Source organism: Candidatus Synechococcus calcipolaris G9, assembly GCF_029582805.1.
GTDB lineage: Bacteria > Cyanobacteriota > Cyanobacteriia > Thermosynechococcales > Thermosynechococcaceae > Synechococcus_F > Synechococcus_F calcipolaris.
In genome coordinates this window covers 116157-139293 of record NZ_JAKKUT010000008.1, presented here as the reverse complement: position 1 = coordinate 139293, position 23137 = coordinate 116157, and the positions used below count along the sequence as shown (strand labels likewise).

At 51.1% G+C, this 23137-nt stretch carries 21 protein-coding genes; 12 read left to right on the top strand and 9 right to left on the bottom strand.

Features of this window, described 5'->3' with window-relative positions:
• Window positions 1-60: 60 nt before the first annotated feature.
• Complete coding sequence (locus L3556_RS14985) at window positions 61-2028, bottom strand: bifunctional metallophosphatase/5'-nucleotidase (RefSeq protein ID WP_277868143.1); 1968 nt, start codon at window positions 2026-2028, stop codon at window positions 61-63.
• Window positions 2029-2247: 219 nt separating this feature from the next.
• On the opposite strand from L3556_RS14985, the gene trpA reads away from it, so the two are divergent.
• The 4 genes from trpA to L3556_RS14965 all read left to right on the top strand — a co-directional run bounded on the left by trpA (window position 2248) and on the right by L3556_RS14965 (window position 6895).
• A complete protein-coding gene (gene trpA / locus L3556_RS14980) occupies window positions 2248-3042 on the top strand; it encodes a tryptophan synthase subunit alpha (protein WP_277868142.1) in 795 nt (264 codons plus the stop codon).
• 214 nt (window positions 3043-3256) lie between these two features.
• Window positions 3257-5497: a catalase/peroxidase HPI gene (gene katG, locus L3556_RS14975; protein ID WP_277868141.1), complete on the top strand. Its 2241-nt coding sequence runs from the start codon at window positions 3257-3259 to the stop codon at window positions 5495-5497.
• 104 nt (window positions 5498-5601) lie between these two features.
• A complete protein-coding gene (locus tag L3556_RS14970; protein ID WP_277868374.1) occupies window positions 5602-6561 on the top strand; it encodes an Npun_F2552 family protein in 960 nt (319 codons plus the stop codon).
• A gap of 64 nt (window positions 6562-6625) precedes the next feature.
• On the top strand, window positions 6626-6895 hold the full coding sequence (locus L3556_RS14965; RefSeq protein ID WP_277868140.1) for a YciI family protein: 270 nt from the start codon (window positions 6626-6628) through the stop codon (window positions 6893-6895).
• Between the two features lie 5 nt (window positions 6896-6900).
• Here the strand turns inward: L3556_RS14965 and L3556_RS14960 are convergent, their stop codons facing one another.
• A complete protein-coding gene (locus L3556_RS14960; RefSeq protein ID WP_277868139.1) occupies window positions 6901-8136 on the bottom strand; it encodes a DUF445 domain-containing protein in 1236 nt (411 codons plus the stop codon).
• Between the two features lie 40 nt (window positions 8137-8176).
• A complete protein-coding gene (locus tag L3556_RS14955; RefSeq protein WP_277868138.1) occupies window positions 8177-8302 on the bottom strand; it encodes a hypothetical protein in 126 nt (41 codons plus the stop codon).
• Between the two features lie 92 nt (window positions 8303-8394).
• On the opposite strand from L3556_RS14955, the gene fabZ reads away from it, so the two are divergent.
• The 3 genes from fabZ to lpxB are packed head-to-tail and all read left to right on the top strand — an operon-like array spanning window position 8395 to window position 10875.
• Entirely contained in the window at window positions 8395-8820 is a 426-nt protein-coding gene (fabZ, locus tag L3556_RS14950) for a 3-hydroxyacyl-ACP dehydratase FabZ (RefSeq protein WP_277868373.1), read from the top strand.
• Window positions 8821-8836: 16 nt separating this feature from the next.
• On the top strand, window positions 8837-9697 hold the full coding sequence (gene lpxA, locus L3556_RS14945; RefSeq protein ID WP_277868137.1) for an acyl-ACP--UDP-N-acetylglucosamine O-acyltransferase: 861 nt from the start codon (window positions 8837-8839) through the stop codon (window positions 9695-9697).
• Window positions 9697-10875: a lipid-A-disaccharide synthase gene (gene lpxB, locus L3556_RS14940; protein WP_277868136.1), complete on the top strand. Its 1179-nt coding sequence runs from the start codon at window positions 9697-9699 to the stop codon at window positions 10873-10875. Before lpxA ends, lpxB begins: the two co-directional genes overlap by 1 nt.
• Here the strand turns inward: lpxB and trmB are convergent.
• From trmB to hisA, 4 genes are all read right to left on the bottom strand, one after another.
• Window positions 10834-11511 (bottom strand): tRNA (guanosine(46)-N7)-methyltransferase TrmB, encoded by a 678-nt coding sequence (gene trmB / locus L3556_RS14935; protein WP_277868135.1) that lies wholly within the window; start codon window positions 11509-11511, stop codon window positions 10834-10836. The genes lpxB and trmB overlap by 42 nt on opposite strands.
• Before the next feature lie 20 nt (window positions 11512-11531).
• Entirely contained in the window at window positions 11532-14543 is a 3012-nt protein-coding gene (gene uvrA, locus L3556_RS14930; protein ID WP_277868134.1) for an excinuclease ABC subunit UvrA, read from the bottom strand.
• Between the two features lie 117 nt (window positions 14544-14660).
• Window positions 14661-16517 carry an ABC transporter ATP-binding protein gene (locus tag L3556_RS14925; RefSeq protein WP_277868133.1) on the bottom strand — a complete coding sequence of 619 codons (1857 nt, stop codon included), beginning with the start codon at window positions 16515-16517 and terminating at the stop codon, window positions 14661-14663.
• 50 nt (window positions 16518-16567) lie between these two features.
• The gene (gene hisA / locus L3556_RS14920) at window positions 16568-17341 is read right to left on the bottom strand and encodes a 1-(5-phosphoribosyl)-5-[(5-phosphoribosylamino)methylideneamino]imidazole-4-carboxamide isomerase (RefSeq protein WP_277868132.1); all 774 of its coding nucleotides are present in this window, start codon (window positions 17339-17341) and stop codon (window positions 16568-16570) included.
• Window positions 17342-17489: 148 nt separating this feature from the next.
• On the opposite strand from hisA, the gene aptA reads away from it, so the two are divergent.
• Both aptA and L3556_RS14910 read left to right on the top strand, forming a co-directional pair.
• On the top strand, window positions 17490-18836 hold the full coding sequence (gene aptA, locus L3556_RS14915; RefSeq protein ID WP_277868131.1) for an omega-aminotransferase AptA: 1347 nt from the start codon (window positions 17490-17492) through the stop codon (window positions 18834-18836).
• Window positions 18837-18906: 70 nt separating this feature from the next.
• Complete coding sequence (locus L3556_RS14910; RefSeq protein ID WP_277868130.1) at window positions 18907-19323, top strand: hypothetical protein; 417 nt, start codon at window positions 18907-18909, stop codon at window positions 19321-19323.
• A gap of 35 nt (window positions 19324-19358) precedes the next feature.
• Here L3556_RS14910 and ilvC read toward each other — a convergent pair whose 3' ends face one another.
• Together ilvC and L3556_RS14900 are read right to left on the bottom strand one after the other, a co-directional pair.
• Window positions 19359-20354 (bottom strand): ketol-acid reductoisomerase, encoded by a 996-nt coding sequence (gene ilvC, locus L3556_RS14905; protein ID WP_277868129.1) that lies wholly within the window; start codon window positions 20352-20354, stop codon window positions 19359-19361.
• Window positions 20355-20404: 50 nt separating this feature from the next.
• Window positions 20405-20695: an RNA recognition motif domain-containing protein gene (locus L3556_RS14900; RefSeq protein ID WP_277868128.1), complete on the bottom strand. Its 291-nt coding sequence runs from the start codon at window positions 20693-20695 to the stop codon at window positions 20405-20407.
• 256 nt (window positions 20696-20951) lie between these two features.
• Between L3556_RS14900 and mnmA the strand changes: the two genes are divergently transcribed.
• The 3 genes from mnmA (at window position 20952) to L3556_RS14885 (ending at window position 23134) form a co-directional block, all read left to right on the top strand.
• Window positions 20952-22040: a tRNA 2-thiouridine(34) synthase MnmA gene (mnmA, locus tag L3556_RS14895; RefSeq protein ID WP_277868127.1), complete on the top strand. Its 1089-nt coding sequence runs from the start codon at window positions 20952-20954 to the stop codon at window positions 22038-22040.
• Window positions 22041-22134: 94 nt separating this feature from the next.
• Window positions 22135-22362 (top strand): DNA-directed RNA polymerase subunit omega, encoded by a 228-nt coding sequence (locus tag L3556_RS14890; RefSeq protein WP_277868126.1) that lies wholly within the window; start codon window positions 22135-22137, stop codon window positions 22360-22362.
• A gap of 94 nt (window positions 22363-22456) precedes the next feature.
• Window positions 22457-23134, top strand: a complete 678-nt coding sequence (locus L3556_RS14885; protein WP_277868125.1) for a hypothetical protein — start codon at window positions 22457-22459, stop codon at window positions 23132-23134.
• The last annotated feature ends 3 nt before the right edge of the window (window positions 23135-23137 follow it).

Below are 23137 nucleotides of genomic sequence, written 5' to 3'. Positions count from 1 at the left end.
TGTAGCTAGGTTAACTGGGTTTTTCGTCGAGCATGATCATTGCTCAGACATGACTTTTCCTCAGGATGGGTTTAAGACCGTATCACCCCGCCGCCGGGCCATATTTTGAATCCGCTGATCTTGGTCGGGGGGAACATCCTCAAGGGTGTAGGGGGTCTTGCTGTAGTTTTTTTCCATATAGGTTGCCAGGGCATACTGCTCGGTACCGGGGGTGGTAAAGGTGGGTTCCTCGACGTTCGCCACCAGATCAACCCGATTAAAGCGACTGGGATTAGCCGCAGCAATCTCCGGGAAGGGATAGCTATCACCGCCATCGGCCAAATAGGATAGGGTGACGAGGCGAATGGGGCGATCGCCCTTGCCCTGGAATTGCCCCTCTTTGACGATCACATCTTGAATGGCTCCCTTATCGTCCTTGATGGCCAGGGAAAGCACACGCTCTCCTACGGGACGGCGGGCATCAAAACTAAAGGCAAAACCACCAATCTGGGGAAACTGGCCGGGAGTCACGCCATACTCCGTGGCAGCAACGCTATGCTCGACAAGTTTCAAAAAATCTTCGGCCGTCACCGTAACCAGGCTGAGGGCATTATTAAAGCGCAGGGCATTTTCAATATCGAGGCGGGAAATATCACCATCTTTTTTGTTAGCCATGGGATTGGCAATGGGGGGCATTTTTTCCCCCGCATTGGGATTGTTGCCCCCTTGTCCATTGACCGTACCAATATTATCGCGGATACCACCGCCATTTTTAATGGAGACGACAACGGTTGGATCCGCCGCCCGGGCCGCGGCTAAATTGGCATCGGCGGTTAAATTCCCGAGGTTGGTTTCCTGGGTGCGTACATCCCGGCGACTGCCATTCAAAAATACCGTGGTTTTGCCAAAGAGATCCCCGTCTTTTTCCATAATAATTTCACGGACGGCATCGGTAACTTCCACAATGCGCGGATCCGCTGGCTGTTCCCCAGGGCGATCGCTGGCAAAGGCACCACTGACATTGGCATCAATACTATTGGGGTCTACCTTGCCCTTCGGGTCGAATTTGAGGACGAGACGACCCACATAGCGATAGTTGGCCCCGGTATTTACGATCACCACTGGCTCACCACTGGCCGAGGTTTCGATAATGGGATAAGGGCCCGCCACCTTATCTCCGGGACGCAGGCGATCGGTTTCATCCGCCAGGATATTATGGGAGCCTCCGGCAATAATAATGTCCACGTTCTTGAGTTGCTGGGCGAGGCTTTCCTCCATAGGCAATTGCTGAAGGTGGGCCAAGAGAATAATTTTGTTAATTCCCTGAGCAGTCAGATCATCAATAACGGGTTGGAGGTTTGCAGCCAATGCGTTGACATCCTCAGGGTTGGCCGGTTCTACACCAATATCCGGGCCGGGTGAGGAAATGCGACTCAATAGGGGCGTTGTTGCCCCCACCAGGCCAATGCGCTCTCCCTGGACAGTGACAATGGTACTCTGGGCAATGTGATGGGAAATGTCATTGGCCATCTGACCATTTTCGGTGACTAAATCCTGGAGATTGAGATCGCCACTGAAATCTAAATTGGTACTCAAATAGGGAAAATTTGCCCCCTCATAGCCTTTATCATCGGCTTGAATGAGATCCGCGATCCGTCCAGTGCCTTCATCAAATTCATGGTTGCCAAAGGCCGCCGCCTCAATTCCCAGGGCGTTCATGATTACAATGTCGCTGCGACCATTATTCTCTTTGCCCAGCAGTGGTCCCATGGAGCGATCGCCACTGGCGGCAAAAAATGGCCCCATAATGTAGTTATCGCCCGAAGACAAAATCAACGTGCGATCGGTTTTCTCCGCCTTAAGGGTATTGAGTACGGACGAAAAATTGACCGCATCCTCTAGGGCAGGAATCCCAGCTTCAAAATCTGAGGCATGGAGAATTTGTACTTCTAGGGACTGGCCCGATTCACTGGCCAGAAAGATCACGGTGATCGTCGCAAAAATTCCAATTAAAAGAAGGACTAACCAGCGGCGGGAGTGCTGTAACATGGCAATGGTTTACAATTCAACAATTTGAGCCTTCACAAAGATTAAGGCATCTTATCCTTAAGGGTAGGGGCTTGAGCTTAAGCCCCCATTAAGTTTTTGCCATGAATGGCTTAATATCCGGTGTTTTTTTGCCCCTGTTCTTGGTTAATAGTTTGTGATGACCGATCCTGTCGTCATAATCCCTAATCCCCTAACTTTGCTCCTCTCCCCCCGATCTCCATGGCCCGTATTTCCGATTGTTTTACCCACCTCCGCGCCCAAGGGCAATGTGCCCTTATTCCCTTTCTAACGTCCGGGGATCCCGATTTGGCAACCACCGCCGCCGCCCTGGAAACCCTAGACAAAGCAGGGGCAGATATAATTGAATTGGGTGTTCCCTACTCGGATCCCCTAGCGGATGGCCCCGTCATTCAAGCGGCAGCCACGCGGGCCCTGAAGCGGGGAACTCGTCTGGATCAGGTTTTGGGGATGGTAAAAGAGCTTCGCCCCCAAGCCCCCTTAATTTTATTTACCTATTACAATCCCGTTTACCATCGAGGCATTGAGTCATTTTTACGCCAAGCCGCCACCGCCGGTATTCAGGGCCTAGTGATTCCCGATTTACCCCTAGAGGAAGCAGATTCAGTGCTGACCATTAGTCAGGATTTGGGTCTAGAACTCACCCTTTTGGTGGCACCCACCACCTCCCCAGAACGGATGGCGGCGATCGCCCGGGCCAGCCAGGGGTTTATTTACCTAGTGAGTACCACGGGTGTGACCGGAATGCGCCAAGAATTGGCCAGCCGTGTTCAGGGAATGCTACGTCAATTGCGACAGATGACAGATAAACCCATTGGGGTTGGCTTTGGTATTTCCTCCCCAGAACAGGCTAAACAGGTGCGGGATTGGGGAGCCGATGCGGCCATTGTCGGCAGTGCCTTTGTGAAACGGCTAGGGGAAAAACCAGCCGCCGAAGGACTACCTGCTATCCGGGAATTTTGCTGCCAGCTTAAAGCCGCCCTAACCGCTTCGTAGGGATTTAATCGATCGGGGCGCAATCCAGTAATCCAGTATAATGATCCCAACGGTAGGATGGGGATTTATCTCTACAAGTGTGGGGCAGTTAAACGCTTAAAATAGCGTGAAACTTAATGTGAAAATTAACTAAAGTGTGAAAGCTTAATTTGACAGATTAAAACGTAACGTTCCTTCTCCATAATGCCCGATCAAACTTGAATAGGAGAACACGATGAGTGGCGAAAGCAAATGCCCCTTTATGAGCGGCGTTCAGAAATTTACTGCTGGCCATGGTACTGCCAACCGAGACTGGTGGCCCAATCAGTTAAACCTAGGGATACTCCGCCAACATTCTTCCAAATCCAATCCCATGGGGGAGGCGTTCAATTACGCTAATGTTTTCAAAAGCCTGGACTACCCGGCCCTAAAAGCAGACATTTTCGAATTGATGACCACGTCCCAGGACTGGTGGCCCGCCGACTACGGCCACTACGGCCCCCTCTTTATCCGCATGGCCTGGCATAGTGCCGGAACCTACCGCATTGGGGATGGTCGTGGTGGGGGTGGAACCGGTAATCAACGGTTTGCACCCATCAATAGTTGGCCCGACAATGCCAATCTTGACAAGGCGCGGATGCTGCTGTGGCCGATCAAACAGAAATACGGTGAGAAAATTTCCTGGGCTGACCTGATAATTTTGGCGGGCAACTGCGCCCTTGAGTCCATGGGGTTCAAAACCTGTGGCTTTGCCGGGGGACGGGCCGATATTTGGGAGCCGGAGGAGGACATCTACTGGGGTTCCGAAGGCGAATGGCTGGGAGATAAACGCTACACCGGCGATCGCGATCTCGAAGATCCCCTAGGGGCGGTGCAGATGGGACTGATTTATGTGAATCCGGAAGGGCCCAACGGTGTTCCTGATCCAGTGGCCGCCGGGCGAGATATTCGGGAAACCTTCGGGCGAATGGCCATGAATGACGAAGAAACCGTTGCCCTGACCGTAGGGGGCCATACCTTCGGCAAATGTCATGGTGCGGGGGATGCGGCCTTGGTGGGCCCCGAACCCGAGGGAGCCAGCATTGAGGAGCAGGGTCTAGGGTGGAAAAACAGTTTTGGTACGGGGATTGGTGCCCATACTACGACCAGCGGCATCGAGGGGGCTTGGACCACCAACCCGGTGCAATGGGACAACAATTACCTGGAAAATCTGTTCGGGTATGAATGGGAACTGGTGAAAAGTCCGGCAGGTGCCCATCAGTGGGCCCCCAAGGACGGAGCTGGTGCGGATACAGTGCCCGATGCCCACGATCCCTCCAAGCGTCATGCCCCCATTATGACCACAGCAGATATGGCCATGAAGATGGATCCCATCTATGAGCCGATCTCCCGCCGCTTCCTAGATCATCCTGAGGAGCTTGAAGTGGCCTTTGCCCGGGCCTGGTTCAAACTCACCCATCGTGATATGGGGCCGCGATCGCGATACCTTGGGCCAGAAGTACCCCTGGAAGACTTTATCTGGCAAGATCCCATTCCTGCTGTCACCCATGACCTGATTGGTGAGCAGGATATTGCCGCCCTCAAGGCTAAAATTTTGGCTTCGGGACTATCAGTATCCCAACTGGTCTCAACGGCCTGGGCTTCCGCCGCCACCTTTCGTGGCTCCGACATGCGGGGTGGAGCCAACGGGGCCCGGATTCGACTCGCTCCCCAGAAGGATTGGCAGGTGAATCAGCCGGCCCAATTGGCAACGGTGCTGCAAACCCTGGAGGGAATCCAACAGGAGTTCAATAAATCTCAGTCCGGTGGTGGCGGTCTGCTGGGGGGACTGCTCGGCAAATCTCAGGCCAGTAATAAGCGGGTTTCCCTTGCTGATTTGATTGTGTTGGCAGGCTGTGCCGGAGTTGAGCAAGCGGCCAAAAACGCTGGCTATGAGATTACCGTGCCCTTTAAGCCCGGCCGAGCGGATGCCACCCAGGAGCAAACCGATGGGGAGTCCTTTGCCCCCCTCGAACCCAAGGCGGACGGATTCCGTAACTATCTCCAGGGCAGCCATTCCCTATCGGCAGAAGAGCTACTGGTGGATCGGGCCCAGTTGTTGACCCTTACGGCTCCAGAAATGACGGTGCTAGTGGGTGGCCTGCGGGTTCTAAAGACCAACGCCGATGGAACCCAGCACGGTGTTTTCACCACACGCCCGGAAACCTTGACCAATGACTTTTTTGTGAACCTGCTCGACTTGGGCACGACTTGGAAAGCCACCTCTGAGGCCCAAGACCTTTTCGAGGGGCGCGATCGCAAAACTGGCGAACTCAAGTGGACGGGAACCCGTGTGGATCTGATCTTTGGTTCTAACTCCCAACTCCGTGCCTTGGCCGAGGTCTACGGTTGTGAAGACTCCCAACCCAAATTTGTGCGCGACTTTGTGGCGGCCTGGGACAAGGTGATGAACCTAGATCGCTTTGATCTCGCGTAGCCCCAGGACAGAGGCCCGGGGAAGAGATAGAGATGGGTGATCCTAAGAACATCCATGGTGGGATTGTGTCACAATTTCTCTATGTTGAATTGAGTCGTTCTGCCATGTCCTCCGTCAGTCTTCTCCGTGCCACAACCTATGGCCAAGAGATCCTCCAGCCTACCCTAGGGAAACTATTGGAACCCCTAGGGGGGATGGCAGCCATTGTAAAACCGGGCGATCGGGTTTTATTAAAACCCAACCTATTGACGGGTGCTAGGCCCGGCAAAGAATGTGTAACTCGCCCCGAATTGGTCTATGCCGTGGCTAAAATGGTCAAGGATGTGGGGGGTGAACCTTTTTTAGGGGATGGGCCGGCTTTCGGTACGGCCTTAGGAGTGGCGCGGGCCAATGGCTATTTACCCCTGATCCAGGACTTAGACCTGCCTGTGATTGAGTTCCATGGGGAACGCTACGAAACCGTGAGCCAGGAATTTAATCATTTACGCCTATCCAAGGAAGCCATGGCCGCCGATGTCGTGATTAACCTACCCAAGGTAAAATCCCACGTCCAGTTAACCCTCACCATGGGGGTGAAAAATCTGTTTGGTTGTGTCCCGGGCAAGATGAAGGCCTGGTGGCACATGGAAGCGGGAAAAGATAGCGATCGCTTTGGGCGAATGCTAGTGGAAACAGCCCGGGCGATCAGTCCCAATTTAACAATTATGGATGGAATCATCGGCCATGAAGGTAATGGCCCCAGTGGTGGCACGCCCCGCCCCCTTAATCTTTTGGCCGCCAGCCCCGATGTCTTTGCCCTCGATCAGGCGATCTCCGCGATTCTGCAAGTGAATCCCGATCAGATTCCGACCCTGCGGGCAGCAAAGGTATTGGGCATTGGCCCCGAGTTTGCCGATATTGACTTTCCCCTTCTGCGCCCAGAGGAACTCGCCATCAGTGATTGGAAACTACCGACCACGATGATGCCCATTGATTTTGGTGCCCCTCGGGTTCTCAAATCCACCTTTAAGCACCTCTATATTCGTTGGATTAAAGAGCCGTTAACCAACTACTCCAAGGGTTAGATACTGGTATACATGGGATTCTTTCAGTAAACAAAGGTAAATAAGCAAACAAGGAAAATAGTCTATGACTAAATTCATCGTAACGGGCGACTATTGTGCTGAGGTTCTAGAGAAGCGTGGCCCCCATCGCCAGGCCCATTTAGATCGGCTTAAGCAACAAAAAGAAGACGGGGTTCTTGTTACCATTGGCCCCACCAAAGACTTAAAGCAATTTTTTGCCATCTATGATGCCAGCAGTGAAGACGACGTACATACCCTAATTGAGGGAGACCCCTATTGGCAAAATGGGATTTGGACATCCTATCAAATCCTGGAGTGGATCCAGGCCATTTAAGGGATTTAGCGGGTTTGCCAGTATAAAAATCCCGCCTGCCCCAAACCAATCAAAAACCCCAAAATGCCCCCCAATGTCACGATCGCCTGGAGTTCTGTACGGACAATGCCCTGAATGGCTAACTCGAGATTTTCGGGTGTCGTCTCTTGCACTCGTTCCACAATCACCCGATCCAAATCTAAAATCGGCAGGGCCCGCTCCACGATAATTTCTAAATCCCGCTCCAGATAGCGATCCAAGACGAGGGCGAGTTCTTGGCTGACCACTTCTAAGGACGTAATTAGGGTACTTGACGCCCGCAAACGTCGCAAAATGGTTAGGGCAATATGATCCCAGTCAATGGTTTTACTAAGATTTTGTAGAAAGAATAACCCTTGATTTTGAATATAGCTGCGTACCGAGCTACGAAAGAGTTGGCGAATCTCCTGTACCGTTGCCTGGGGTAAACTTTGCAGACTGAGATCTTGCAGGGCTTCCACTAATCGTTGCTGGAGGGCAAGGGAGCGAATAAGTTCACTGAGGCGGGCATTGCAGGCCTCCCGTTCTTCAATGCAGTAATCGCGCAAGCGCACGAGGGTACTCCGCACTCCCAGAATATTGGCCACCACCCAGTAGGTACCACTGGTTTTTTCCCGCAGTTCCCCATCTAAAATGGCAATATTGCGATCGGTGAGAAAATCAACCATGGCTAATCGCAGACGATCCGGCGGAAAGCCAACTGCCAGTAACCAAGCCGCTAATTTTTCTGATTGATCTTCGCTCAGTTGCAGATCAACTAGAACTTGGTCAAAAATTTGATTAAGTTGGGGTTCCAGAAAGTCTTCCCGCCGTCCCCAGGCACGCACTAACCGAGGGACAGCCCCACCAAAAAGATCCCGGAGAATATTGGCCAAAACCTGGGCCGATCGCTGCTCACTTTGTTCTTTAACCTGCTCTAGGGTCATTTGCAGCAACCAATAGATCACCGCTTGCACTCGTTCGGTATGTAGCAGACGACGGGCGAGATTTTGCAACTCGGCAGGGGTCAACAGCGACCCTAAAATGGCATCGGCAATGCGGCGAGCTAACCGTTCCTGATTACGGGGAATAAGACCAGGGGTAAAGGGAATCTGAAACGTACCAATTTTCAATGGACGATAGGGCCGAAATAGCATGGTGATGGCTAAATCGTTTGTAAAGTAACCAATCACACCACCGGCAATGGGGGGAATGAGGAATGTCCAAAGGGCAATTCCAGCCAAGCCAACTACTCCGCAACCAAGTCTGCAACTAAGGCCCAAATTACATTTTATCGAAAATTTTGGGTTTCAGGGACTCACGGGCGGGCAACACGCCGCCATGGGTAAGGGTACTGAGCATCAACCATGGAAGGTAAAGCCAACCCTGCAATGTAAAGGAATATCCCATCCTCCCGTATGATTTGGATAGTTGTTTTCGTGATTGTTGCCAAATTCATGCCCATTTCAACTGACTCTGTTCCTGAAACTACTGTCCAAACCATGACTGTGGTTGACTTGCAAAACCTTTTACCCCATCGCTATCCCTTCCTCATGGTGGATCGGATCATTGAATATATTCCTGGAGAGCGGGCCGTAGGGATTAAAAATGTCACGGTGAATGAACCCTTTTTCCAAGGTCATTTTCCGGGGCGACCGATTATGCCGGGGGTTTTGATGATTGAGGCCTTAGCCCAGGTGGGCGGAGTCATCTTGATGCAGATGGAGGGGGCAGCGGGTAAATTATCCATGTTTGCGGGTATTGATAAAGTTCGCTTCCGTCGTCCGGTTACCCCTGGGGATCAATTGATCCTTACGGCTGATCTATTATTTATTAAACAAAAGCGATTTGGCAAAATGAAGGGACGGGCTGAAGTAGACGGTGAATTGGCCTGTGAAGGTGAGATGATGTTCTCGCTAGTAGACTAGGCCTTAAGGCAATAACATGCAAATCCTAATTCATCCCACTGCTGTTATCCACCCCGAGGCAGTTCTAGACCCGACGGTGCAAGTTGGGCCCTTTGCGGTCATTGGGGCTGGGGTTAAGGTGGGAGCAAACTGTCAGATTGGTGCCCATGTAGTGATTGAAGGGCCGGCAGTCCTTGGCATTGGTAATAAAATTTACCCCGGCGCTGTGATTGGTACCCCTTCTCAAGATCAAAAGTATGATGGTGCGGAAAGTAGTGTTCGCATTGGTGACTATAACTGTATTCGTGAATATGTAACCATTAATCGGGCTAATGGGGCGGGAGATACGACGGTTATTGGCAACCACAATTTATTACTGGCCTATGTTCATGTGGCCCACGATTGTGTGATTGAAGATCAGGTGGTGATTACCAATGCTGCTTCCATTGCTGGTCATGTTTGGATTGAATCTAGGGCCCGCATTGGTGGCATGGTTGGAGTACATCAATTTGTCCATATTGGTCGATTAGCCATGGTGGGAGCCATGTCTCGCTTGGATCGGGATGTTCCTCCCTATATGTTGGTGGAGGGGCATCCCGCTCGAGTGCGGGCCTTAAACCAAGTGGGATTGCGGCGGGCCGGGGTAGATGGGGAGGATATGCGATTACTGAAACAGGCGTTTCGTAGTCTCTACCGTAGTGGTTTGCCCCTGAACCAAGCGATCGCCGCCGTTGATGCTTTAGCTTTAACATCGTCTACCCCAGTGGAAACGGTGAAGCATTTACAGCAGTTCCTTGCCCACTGCCAAGAGGACGGCCGGCGGGGATTAACACCCGGTCAGCGAGAAAACCAATCATCTAAACCGCCGATCGCCCCTAATGGAGTAGACCAAGCCTAATGGCCCATATTTTTATTAGTACCGGCGAAGTGTCTGGGGATCTTCAGGGTTCCCTCCTAGTCAAGTCCCTCTTAAAACAGGCCCAGGTTCAAGGTATCGACCTGAAGATTACAGCCCTTGGGGGCGATCGCATGGCCGCAGCCGGGGCAGCCCTTATCCATAACACCAGTACCATTGGCTCCGTTGGTTTAATAGAAGCCCTCAAGTTTGTCCTGCCCACCCTGAAGCTACAATTTCGGGCCCGGCAATACTTGAAACAGCATCCCCCGGATTTGGTGGTCTTAATTGACTACATTGGCGGCAATTTGCCCATGGGGCAGTATATTCGTCAAAATTTTTCAATTCCGATGGTGTACTACATTGCCCCCCAGGAGTGGGTCTGGGCTCACAGTATGTACTCTACGCGCCAAATTATTAAGATGAGCGATCTGCTCTTGGCCATTTTTCCAGAGGAGAGGGACTACTACCAGCAACACGGTGCAAGGGTTACTTGGGTGGGGCATCCCCTCCTGGATCGCATTGCGGCGGCCCCGAACCGTGATCAAGCCCGCCAAGCCCTAGGCATTAATCCGGATGAGTTGGCCATTGCCCTGGTACCCGTGTCCCGGCGACAAGAACTCAAGTCCCTGCTACCGCCCATTCTCGATGCAGCCAAAGGAATTTTGGGCCACTATCCCCAGGCTCGGTTTTGGTTGCCCATTTCCCTGGAGCGGTATCGTTCTCCTATTGCCAAGGCGATCTCGGACTCCGGTTTGCCGGTTACTTTAACGGATGAGCCACTGACGGCTTTGGCAGCAGCGGATCTGGCGATCGCCAAGTCAGGTACGGTCAATTTAGAAACGGCCTTGCTGAATGTCCCCCAGGTCGTAGTTTATCGCGTCCATCCCCTGAGTGTATGGCTCTACCAGAAATTCCTAAATCTAGATTTAGACTCCGTTTCCCCCGCCAATTTATTAGCGAAACGGGTGATCGTCCCTGAACTGCTTCAGGAGAAGGTGAATGCTGAAGCGATCACCAACGTGGCCCTAGAATTGTTAGCCAACCCAGCCGCCCGGCAGGAACAGTTGGCAGGCTATAGTCAAATGCGACAGGCCATGGGGGAACCGGGGGTCGTGGATCGGGCTGCAAAGGAAATTTTAGACCTTCTTGCGGAAAAAACGACTGCGGTAGATGGGTAGACCCTGGCTTAAAACCGATTTTTCCCGTTCCGTGGCCACAGGAAAGGGGCTTGCCGGTAGCCAACGGGGAGAGTCTAGGATTAAATCTGGATGATCCCCAAGGCGATCGCCCATTTCCACCGCTAGTTGGAAAATATCCGTCTGCATAAAGATCCATCCTCCTGGCTCTAAACAGTTCACCAGGGTTTGTACCAATTCCGGTTGCACCAGCCGTCGTTTGTGGTGGCGACGCTTAAACCAGGGATCGGGAAATTGAATCGTAATCACCCGAAGAGGGAAGGGGGCCAGTAAGGGTTCTAATCCCCGGTTGGCATTTCCCCAGAGATAGTGGAGGTTTTCCAGGGCATGGGGAATGGGTGAATGTTGGTATGAGTCTTGACAGAAATCTTGGCGGAGGCGATCGCGACGGGCATTGGCTTCTAGGACAAGGGGCTGGCGAATTTCCAGGCCTAAAAAATTCCAATCTGGATGGGCCAGGGCCATCTCTAGCAAAAACGTTCCCCGGGCTGCGCCAATATCCAAGTGGAGGGGTTGCTCCGGATTGGAATAATGTAACCCCTCGGCAGCTTGGGGTGGCTGTTGAAATTTGTGACTGAGGGGATTAACGTGCTGCCGCACCCGGACTGGTTTAGCCATAGATTTAGATTTGAGAAAAATCAACCCAGATGATGCCGTAGATATTGGCCAGTATAGGATGTAGGATGCTTGGCCACCTCCTCTGGGGTTCCCGTCACCATAATTTCACCGCCGCGATCGCCCCCTTCAGGGCCGAGGTCAATGATCCAATCACAACAGCGAATCACATCCAGATTATGCTCAATCACTAGAACCGAATTGCCCTTATCCACTAATCGCTGCAATACATCCAGGAGTTTATGAACATCATAAAAGGACAGGCCCGTGGTGGGTTCATCAATGAGATAAAGGGTTTTGCCCGTGGCCCGGCGAGACAGTTCCGTGGCTAACTTCATCCGTTGGGCTTCCCCCCCAGAAAGGGTCGGTGCGGTTTGGCCCAGTTGCACATACCCCAGACCCACATCCACGAGGGTTTGCAGTTTGTTAACAGCTTTAGGAATATTTTGAAAAAAGTCTAGGGCCGTTTCCACCGTCATTTCCAAAACATCGGCAATGGATTGCCCCTTATAGGTCACCTGGAGGGTATCGCGATTGTAGCGGGCCCCTTTGCACACATCGCACTGGACATAGACATCGGGTAAAAAATTCATCTCAATCACATTCATGCCCTGGCCGCCACAGGCTTCACAGCGGCCCCCCTTCACATTAAAGGAAAATCGCCCTGGCTTATAGCCCCGTGCCTTGGCTTCAATCGTTTGACTAAAAACCTCCCGAATCACATCAAAAACACCAATATAGGTGGCGGGGTTAGACCGGGGTGTGCGGCCAATGGGGGATTGATCAATGACAATCACTTTATCTAGGGCGTTGAGGCCGGTAATGGTATCCAGTTCCTTGGGCATGGGAGTTTTCTGCCCTAAGTGGTGGCGCAGGGCCGGGTAGAGAAGTTCATTCATCAGGGTGGATTTCCCTGAACCCGATACGCCAGTGACACAGACAAATTTGCCTAGGGGAATCTCCACATCGAGGTTTTTTAGGTTATTGCGATGGGCATTTTTAATGAGGATGGCGCGACCATTGCCGGGCCGCCGTTCCTGGGGAGTTTCAATGTGTTGACGGCCCGATAGGTACGCCCCCGTCAGGGAATCGGGATGATCTAAAATGGCCTCCAGTTGCCCCTGGGCAACAATCTGTCCACCATGAACCCCTGCCCCTGGGCCAATATCCACGAGGTGATCGGCGGTGCGAATGGTTTCTTCGTCGTGCTCCACTACAATCAGGGTATTGCCAATATCCCTCAGGCGAAATAGAGTTTGCAGGAGACGATGGTTATCCCGTTGATGCAGGCCAATACTGGGTTCATCTAAAACATATAGAACTCCGGTTAAACCCGAGCCAATTTGGGTGGCTAAACGAATGCGTTGGGCTTCACCGCCTGAGAGGGTGGCGGCACTGCGATCCAAGCTGAGATAGTCCAGCCCCACGTCTAGGAGGAATTGCAATCGCGCCCGTACTTCCCGCAAAACCAGTTCGGCAATTTGGGCTTGGCGAGGACTCAGGTGCAGGGAACCTAGGCGATCGCCACAGTCGCGCAGGGACACACTGGTCAGGTCGGTAATGGAATACTGGCCAATGCGCACCGCCAGGGCCTCAGGTTTGAGGCGTTGACCATGGCAAACCTCACAGGGCTGGGTAATGAGATATTGCTCTAGTTTCTGCTTGTAGCCTTCCGAGGTGGTGTCTTGATAATGTCGCTCTAGGGTGGGTAAAACCCCTTCAAAGCGTTTATAGTAGCCCTTGGTTTTGCGGTAATGGGAATCAATTTCTACCCAGATGGGTTCCTCGCAGCCATGGAGAAGGACATCCTGGTGCAGTTGACTTAGGTTTTTCCAGGGCGTATTAATGTCAAAGTCAAAGGCATCTGCCACGCTCACCAAAAGGGAAAAATAGTAGCTATGATCTTTGTCGGCCCAGGGGGCGATCGCCGCATAAACGGGCAACTCTGGATTGGGAACCACTAAATCTTCGGAAAATGTCGGTAAATACCCCAGACCATGGCAATGGGGACAGGCTCCATAGGGAGAATTAAAGGAAAATAGGCGCGGGGATAACTCCTCCATCACGGCCCCATGCTCAGGACAGGCAAAATTCTCAGAAAAGATTAAATTTTCCCTAGGGGCATGGTATTGATGTGCCGCCTCTGCAACCTTTAAGCTGCCGGCCCTATCGTCTGATCCTGTGTCCCCATCGTCGCCCGCAGATGACCTAGAGACTAGGGTTAGGTGAGGCTGATCTTTGCCAGACGTGGTTTGAGATGGGGCGTTAGCCAGGAGATCAATCATGGCAATTCCCCCCGATTGCTTCAGACAGGTACTTAGGGAATCGGCCAACCGCTCTTCAATGCCTGCTTTTTTGACGAGGCGATCAATCACAATCTCAATGGTATGCTGATGATTTTTATCTAGGTCAATGGCATCACTGATATCCCGTACCTCCCCATTTACGTTGACGCGAACAAAGCCCTCACTGGCTAAGCTAGAGAGTAATTTTTTATGGGTTCCTTTTTTCCCACGCACCACGGGAGCTAAAATTTGAAATCGAGTCCTATCGGCTAACTGCATCACCTGATCCACCATCTGATCAATGGTTTGGGGCGAAATGGGGCGATCGCAGTGGGGACAATGGGGTTCCCCGGCCCGGCCAAACAATAACCGTAGGTAGTCGTAAATTTCTGTCACGGTTCCCACCGTCGAGCGGGGGTTATGGGAAGTAGACTTTTGATCAATGGAAATCGCTGGACTTAATCCCTCTATCCCGTCCACATCTGGCTTATCCAGTTGCCCTAGAAACTGACGGGCATAGGCACTGAGGGATTCTACATACCGCCGCTGACCTTCGGCAAAAATTGTATCAAAGGCCAGGGAAGACTTACCGGAACCCGATACCCCTGTAAACACGATCAGGCGATCGCGGGGTAAAACGAGGTCAATGTTTTTGAGATTATGCTGCCGCGCTCCCCGAATATGAATGCAACTGCTGGGAGTGTGAGGAGAACCAGGGCGATTGCTGGGGGGTACGGTCAAGTCAGCCATGGAAAGAATGAAACATCATAGTGGTTAAAATAGATCAAGGATCAAAAGGCAAATTCAAACCCACAGGAACCTTTTGCCCATTGTAACGATTTTGTAAAGAAATTTGAATTAGGATTCTTAGGAACCCTTTGCTAAGTCTTGCTCTGCCTGGCCATAGCTGCGGGCCATTGCCTGAAATTGGGGAGAGGTCTCTAGTAATTCTCTGTAGGTTCCCTGGGCAATAATCTGACCTTTGTCGAGCAAATACAGGCGATCGCAATTCATTACCGTACTTAGACGGTGGGCAATAATCAGAATCGTTTTTTCACCGCTAAAGGCTTGCACCGCTTCCATCACCCCGGCTTCCGTTTGATTATCCAGGGCCGCCGTGGCTTCATCCATGACCAAAACCGAGGGATTATGATAGATGGCCCGGGCAATACCAATGCGTTGCCGTTGCCCCCCGGAGAGTCGTACTCCCCGTTCCCCCACCATGGTATCGAGTCCTTGGGGTAGTTCTGCCACAAAGTCTTCTAATTGAGCGGCTCGAACGGCGGTCATCAGGGCCGTTTCATCAATTAGATCCGCCGATAAACCAAAGGCAATATTATTGCGGAGGGTATCATCAGATAAAAACATCGCCTGGGGAATATAACCGATTTGCCGCTGCCAGCCCCCCAGATTCTCGTAAATACTTTGGCCATCAACCTGGACATCGCCCTGACTGGGCCTTAACAGGCCCAAAATAACATCAATGACCGTGGTTTTCCCCGCCCCGGAAGAGCCAACAAAGCCCACCATTTCCCCCTGATGAATCTTTAAGGAAACCCCATCCAAGGATTTTTTATCTGACTGTGGATATTGGTAGTGGACATCCAATAATTCAATGCGATCGCCCAAGAGTTGTCCACGATAATTCGGACTTTCAGATTCTTGATTCTGATTTGCCAAAGGTAAGGTATGGGTGGATTCCAAATAATCATCATAGATTGCATCCACGGCATGAATCGAATAGATAACGCTATTCATGGATCCCATGATCCGTCCCACGGAAGGCATTAACCTGAAGGCTGCCACTGCAAAGAGTGAAACCGTTGGCAAAATTGAACTAATGTTATTATCTTGGAGAAGTCCAACAACAATAATTAAAACTAAACTAACAATCGCTAGGGTTTCAATGTAGAAGCGAGGCAATACATTCGCCACGAGTAGAAAAAGATTAGATGATTGGGAAATTTGAAAATTGTGGATATAATCATCCAAGAAAAAATTTTCCCTTTGCAGCACCTTAACTTCTTTAACGGCCCCTAAGCCTTCCAATAGGTTTTGAGTAATTTTTTGCCCGTATTCCAGTCGGATTTTTCCAGCTTGACTAATTTTCCGACGTAACAGTTTATAAAATACTAAAGTCAAAACCGATAAACATGCCACCACAATCAGCGAAATCAGTGGTTCATTGGCAATGAGTAAACCGACAATAGCTGAAACAACCGCAACTTCAGCCACAAAAACAAGAAGATGGAATAAAACACCTGTAAATAATATAGATACTTCACCACCAATTCTTTGTATTAAAGTAGACGTGTTGTGCTGAAGATGAAAGGTATAGGGCTTAAAAAGATAGTTATTAAATAACCGTGTTGAAAATTTCAACTGTTTGCGAATCAGAAACTTAATTTGAATATAACTAGAAAAAGTGAGATAGACGTTTTTAACCAGGTATAGGGCACCAAACCCGGAACTGATCACAATTAACCAAAACCGTTGCTCTTGGGGGGAAAGGGGGATAGATTCTGTCCGCCAAAAGATGACATTGTTAAGCACCTCTGGTTTTTCTAGGGCCGTAATCAGGGGCAAGATTAAGCCGATCCCCAAGGCTTCTAAAAATGTCCCCATGAGCATCAGGCAGAGTATGCCAACCACTTGCCAACGCTCTCTTTGATCGAATAAATCCCAGAGTCGACGCAGTTGCTTGATAAGGGGATATTTAAGCATTCATACCATAGGATGAAGTACAGGAATCCGACGAAGGCACAGCCATGGGGTTAGGCCCATGCGGAGGATCCCAAATCCGGGGGGACATCTTGCCAGCGACCCTGACCAACGGCTCGAACTGCCTCTGGTAGGGATAGGGCATCGGTATATAAGGCTCTACCGACGATCGCCCCAACTAGTCCAGAATAGTGCAAAGGGAACAGATTGAGAATATCCGTGAGGGAACTAATGCCACCGGAGGCAATCACCGGCACATTGACCACGGCTAATAATTGCCGTAGCGCATCTATATTCGGCCCTTGCATCGTCCCATCTCGATAAATATCGGTATAAATAATCCCCGCCACTCCCAAGTTAGCCATCTGCTGGGCCAGATCAATGGCGTTGATTTCCGAGGTTTCCAGCCAGCCCCGGGTGGCCACAAATCCATTGCGGGCATCAATCCCCACCCAAATTTGCCCCGGAAATTCAGCCGCTAGGGTTTGCACCAGTTGGGGATTCTCTAGGGCGATTGTCCCTAAAATGGCCCGTTCCACCCCTAGGGATAAAAGGTCTGTCACCTGTTGCCAGGTTCGCAAGCCTCCCCCCACCTGAACTGGAATATTCAGGGCTTTAACTAAGCTGGCGATCGCCCCATGGTTAATGGGTTGCCCCGATTTTGCCCCATCCAAATCCACTAAATGTAAGCGAGGAGCACCCTGGGATTGCCAGCGAAATGCTACCTGCACCGGGTCAGAGTCAAAAACGTCAACTTGGTTGTAATCTCCTTGGAAAAGGCGGACGCATTGCCCCCCCAATAGATCAATGGCTGGAATAATATCCATGGTATGGGTGTGAATTTGTTGGGACTATTGCTTTCTATCATAGGGCGAGGATGCCCCTAAGGGTTCCTGGGGATGGCAAGATGGCAGTAAGTATGACTTTGAAACATTACACTTGAAGTATTAAAATTTATACATAAGATAATCAATCATGGCTGACATCCCACCCCAAGACAAATCCTTCTCCCCTAGGGCAATTGACCTAAATGCCTTTTGGATGCCCTTTACGGCTAATCGTGAATTTAAGCAAGAACCGCGCCTACTTATTGCGGCGAAGGGAATGTATTATACCAGCCACGATCAGCGTCAGATTTTAGATGGTACCGCTGGATTATGGTGTGTGAATGCGGGTCACTGTCGCCCTGAAATTGCCGAGGCGATCGCCCAACAGGCTGCAACTCTGGATTTTGCCCCCACGTTTCAAATGGGTCATCCCGGCCCCTTTCAGGTGGCCAACAAACTCATTGAAATCGCACCCACGGGTCTTAATCGCGTCTTTTTTGCCAATTCTGGTTCAGAGGCAGTGGACACGGCCCTGAAAATTGCCCTGGCGTACCATCGTGTGCGGGGGGAAGGCTCCCGTCAACGCTTGATCGGCCGAGAACGGGGCTACCATGGCGTGGGTTTTGGTGGAATTTCCGTGGGCGGTATTGCCCCCAATCGTAAGTTTTTTGGCTCGCTCTTAGCAGGGGTGGATCATTTGCCCCATACTCACAACCTCAAGGAAAATGCCTTTAGTTTGGGACAGCCTACCTGGGGGATTCATCTAGCAGACGAACTGGAGCGGATCATTTCCCTCCATGATGCAACAACGATCGCAGCGGTGATTGTGGAACCGGTGGCCGGATCCACCGGGGTATTAATTCCGCCTAAGGGGTACTTAGAACGTCTGCGCCAGATATGCGATCGCCATGGGATTTTATTGATTTTTGATGAAGTGATTACCGGCTTTGGGCGACTCGGCACTGCCTTTGCTGCGGATTATTTTGGTGTTATTCCAGATTTAATCACCTTAGCGAAGGGCATTACCAATGGTGCCGTTCCCATGGGAGCCGTCTTAGTGCGTCAAGAGATCCATGATGCCTTTATGGACGGCCCGGCAAACCAGATTGAATTTTTCCATGGCTATACCTATTCCGGTCATCCCCTTGCCTGTGCAGCGGCGATCGCCACCCTTGATCTTTATCAAAAAGAAAACCTATTTCAGCGGGCCCAGGAATTGGGCGAAACTTGGCAAGCTGTCATTCAGTCATTGCGGGGACTGCCCCATATCATTGATATTCGCACCCTTGGTTTGGTGGCGGGCATTGAACTGGAACCTCGCCCTGGAAAACCAGGAACTAGGGGTATGGACTGTTTACGCCGTTGCTATGAAAAAGGACTCTTGATCCGGGTAACGGGAGATATTATTGCCCTTTCACCGCCCCTTATTATTGAAACCCCCCACATTGAAACAATGGCTAGGATATTAACAGAAGTTCTCCAGGAACTTTCCTAGGAATATTTCGTCTGCGACTTAATAGGACGGATATAACTCCTCCAGATACACCATCATCAGGTGATCACCTATGATTTCTCCTCGCTCACTATCACTACTCATCCCTGCTGCCCTCACCCTAGGGACAATGGCTTCCTTGACTACCATGGGCCCTGCCAATGCGTCCTGGCATCAATTCCATCAATCGGGGATTAATAATAATGTCCCCTTTAACCATTTTGGCTATCCTGGAGTTTCTCAACCTGGGGTCTCCCAAGGGGCACCGATCATATATCAACGCACACCCTATAGCCAGCCGGTCATTATTGCCCCCGACCCAGGCCCAGGAACATCGGTGATCTATCAGCAGCGCACCTATTTCCCACGGGTCTATGCTCCATCGGGGTTTCAGCAGGTGCAGCCTAACTATTACCCAAACTATTATCCCAACCATCAGCCCTATCATTACCCAGGGAAAGGTCGGGGTGGGTTATGGATTAAATTCTAATTAATAGCTTAAATTGATAGCTTAATAGATGGGGCTTAGGCGCGCTTCAACCAACTAAACATGGAACGTAGGTCTTTGCCCACTTCTTCAATTAAATGCTCAGATTCCCGTCGCCGCATGGCCGTAAATCCGGGTTTTCCAGCCATATTTTCTAGGACAAACTCTCGGGCAAATTGCCCCGTTTGAATTTCCTTGAGAATTTGCCGCATCTCGGCACGGGTCTCATCGGTGACAATCCGTGGGCCACGGGTAAGATCGCCGTACTCAGCGGTATTGGAAATACTATCCCGCATCTTGGCGAGACCACCCTCCACAATTAAGTCTACAATCAGCTTGACTTCGTGGAGACATTCAAAATAGGCTAATTCCGGTTGATAACCTGCCTCGACGAGGGTTTCAAAGCCAGCCTTAATCAAGGCACTGAGACCGCCACAAAGAACCACCTGCTCACCAAAAAGATCGGTTTCCGTTTCTTCCCGGAAACTCGTTTCTAAGATACCAGCACGGGTTCCGCCAATTCCCTTGGCATAGGCCATAGCTCGTTCCCGTGCTTCGCCACTAGCATTTTGATAAACGGCAAAGAGACAGGGAACACCTTCGCCTTGGGCATAGGTGCGCCGCACCAGATGACCCGGCCCCTTGGGCGCAACCATAATGACATCTACGTCATCCGGTGGAACCACCTGGGAAAAATGAATATTAAAGCCATGGGCAAAGGCAAGCACATTCCCCGGTTGTAGATTGGGGGCAATGTCCTCTTGGTAGACCGTCCGTTGCACTTCATCGGGCAACAGAATCATGATCAGATCCGCTAATCGTGACGCTTCCGCCACAGAGTGGACAGGCAACCCTTCCGCTTCGGCACGTACCGCAGACCGACTTCCGGCATAGAGTCCAACAATGACCTTGATGCCACTGTCCCTGAGATTGAGGGCATGGGCATGGCCTTGGGAGCCATAACCAATAATGGCAACAGTTTTGTCTTTGAGAAGCTCTAATTGGGCATCTGGGTCGTAATACATCCGGGCCATAGGTTGCGCTGTCCTTAAACTGTTCTAGAAATTATGCTAGGAGGAGCCTTTTAGTGATTACGGGAGTAACCACCGCGACCACCGCCACCGCTCATGGCTTCCCGAGGACGCGCCTTGTTGACTTTCAACTGCCGTCCCATCCATTCGGCACCATCGAGATCAGCGATCGCAGCGTCTTCCTCTGCATCCGTTGACATTTCCACAAAGCCAAACCCGCGCTTCCGCCCAGTGTCGCGATCGACGGGCAAATACACTTGCTTGACACCGCCGTACTCGGCAAATACGGCCTCTAGATCTTCCTGGGTGGCAGTGTAAGAAAGGTTGCCGACATAAATAGACATAATCTGATCTTGCTCCAAAGCAAAAATGAACCTAAACGTTGACGCTGACTTCGGAGAGATGACTGTCCATAACAAACCTTCCCTGTAACCGAATTCACCTACCGCCTCAACCAAACAGAGGGATTAGCGATAGCGGTAGCGTGCCCAAGGCATCTCGCCAACCTTAACTATAGGATTATAGCTAAATTACACAACTGACGGTGAATAAATCTCGGTGCTACCCTAGAAAATAGGAGATTTGTTTTGAAACTTAACAATGTCACGTTTGCCAGGGACTTTATCAGGGGTTGTCGTAGGATTATCCGGCGGAGTAGATAGCTCCGTCGCCCTTGTCATGCTGCAAAAGCAAGGGTATCCGGTAGTGGGGCTAACTCTATGGCTGATGAAGGGGAAAGGTCAGTGCTGCTCCGATGGTATGGTGGATGCGGCCCAGCTTTGCCAGGACTTAGGGGTTGATCACCATGTTGTGGACAGTCGCCAGGTGTTTGAGTCCCAGATTGTGGATTATCTGGTGGCGGGGTATAGCGCGGGAATTACGCCCCTACCCTGTTCCCAGTGCAACCGTGCCGTCAAGTTTGGGCCGATGTTGGCCTATGCGCGGCAGGAATTGGGTCTAGAGCACATTGCCACCGGTCACTATGCCCGCATTCATTACAATCCAGACACCCAGCGTTATGAACTTTGGCGGGCGGTGGATTCCCAGAAGGATCAGTCCTACTTTCTCTATGATTTACCCCAGGATGTACTGGCCCAAGTCATATTTCCCCTGGGAGATCAGACAAAAGACATCACTCGCCAGATTGCGGCTCAGTTTAATCTACATACCGCTGAAAAACCAGAAAGCCAAGATCTCTGTTTAATTGAGGCCCATGGCTCTATGGCTAAGTTTTTAGATCAGTACATTGCTCCCCAAAAGGGGGATATTGTCGATCGCCAAGGAAAGGTTCTAGGAACCCACCAGGGGGTGCATCACTATACTATTGGTCAGCGGAAGGGTCTGGGAATTGCCGCCAGTGAACCCCTCTACGTGATTGGATTGAATGTGGCTAAAAATCAAGTCGTTGTCGGCGATCGCCGCAGTGGAGGGCAACCTGACTGTCATGTTCAGCGGATTAATTGGGTCTCCATTGCTGCCCCAAAAGCACCCATTGCCGTTGAGGTGCAGATTCGCTATCGCACCGCTCCCGTGGCTGCTACGATTATTCCCCTGGCAGAAGATCAAGGAGAACGGGTAAGATTGATCTTTGATGAACCGCAATTTGGGGTGACACCGGGCCAAGCTGCCGTCTGGTATCAGGGCGATCACCTCCTCGGGGGCGGAATTATTGAGCCTTTTTCCCCATAGCCCCCTCCTAAACCCGTGCCCCGTCCTAAAATGGTTTAATTCACAGTTTGCGTTACAGTTTTCGTTTATTTCTGCACCTGAGAGACTACTACCCATGCAAAAACGAGTGTCCTATTCCACCTCTGATGTGATGCGTCGGGCAGAGCAATTGGTGAGGCATTCCTCAAATCGCTATCGGATTACGGTACAAATCGCCAATCGCGCTAAACAGCAGCGCACCATTGATGCGGAGGAGTTCGAGGAGGTCTCGATGAAACCCGTTACCCGCGCCATTATTGATATGTCCGATGAAATGATTGAACCGGAACTATTGCCGGAGTAACAACCTTCTCGATATAAACGGAATTGACCAATGGCAACTTTCCCTATTTGGGGAGTGTCAGCATCAATGATCCATCAATGATTTAGGTGAGGATATGGGACGTAGTCTTGGGCGATATCAGCGATTTGTGGGCTGCCTAGTCCTGGGTATCTTAGCGGCATTTTTCGCCCTATTTTTGGGCCATACTGAGCCGCTAATCCTGGGCAAACCCGCCGCCGTTAGCGTTGCCCAAACGGCCCCTGTTTTTGCCAATCCCCGTCAAGTGGCTGGGGAAATTTACGCAAAACTGCCCAACTTCCCCTTGGAAAACACCTATATTCGCCAGGAAACCAATCAGGTAGCCAGTGAAAGTACGTTGATTGAGCGGCTGATTGTCTACCACACCACAGTGAAGGGACGTTCTCCGGTCTATCGATTGGACTGGAAGATCACCCTAGGGGACTTTCTGGGGGTAAATGATTTTCTGCAAGGGAGTACTTATCCAGGTACGTCCTATCTCAAGGAAAACCCGATGGCAGGAGATATGGCGGTGATCCAGGCTTTAAATCGCCAGGAACGGCAGCAATTGATCCAAACCCTGGTGAATTATTACTCTCCCTTGGCGGGCATTCCCCTAGAATCCCCCCAGCAACCGAGCCGGCCGATGGTAGAACCGGACGTGGTCACACCCCAATTACCCCCGGCTTCCCAGCCTGGGGAGGCCCAGTTACTTAGCCCCCGTCAGGAACCGCGACCAACGCCCACGGGGGATGCTCGTTTTTTACTCCCTTGAGAT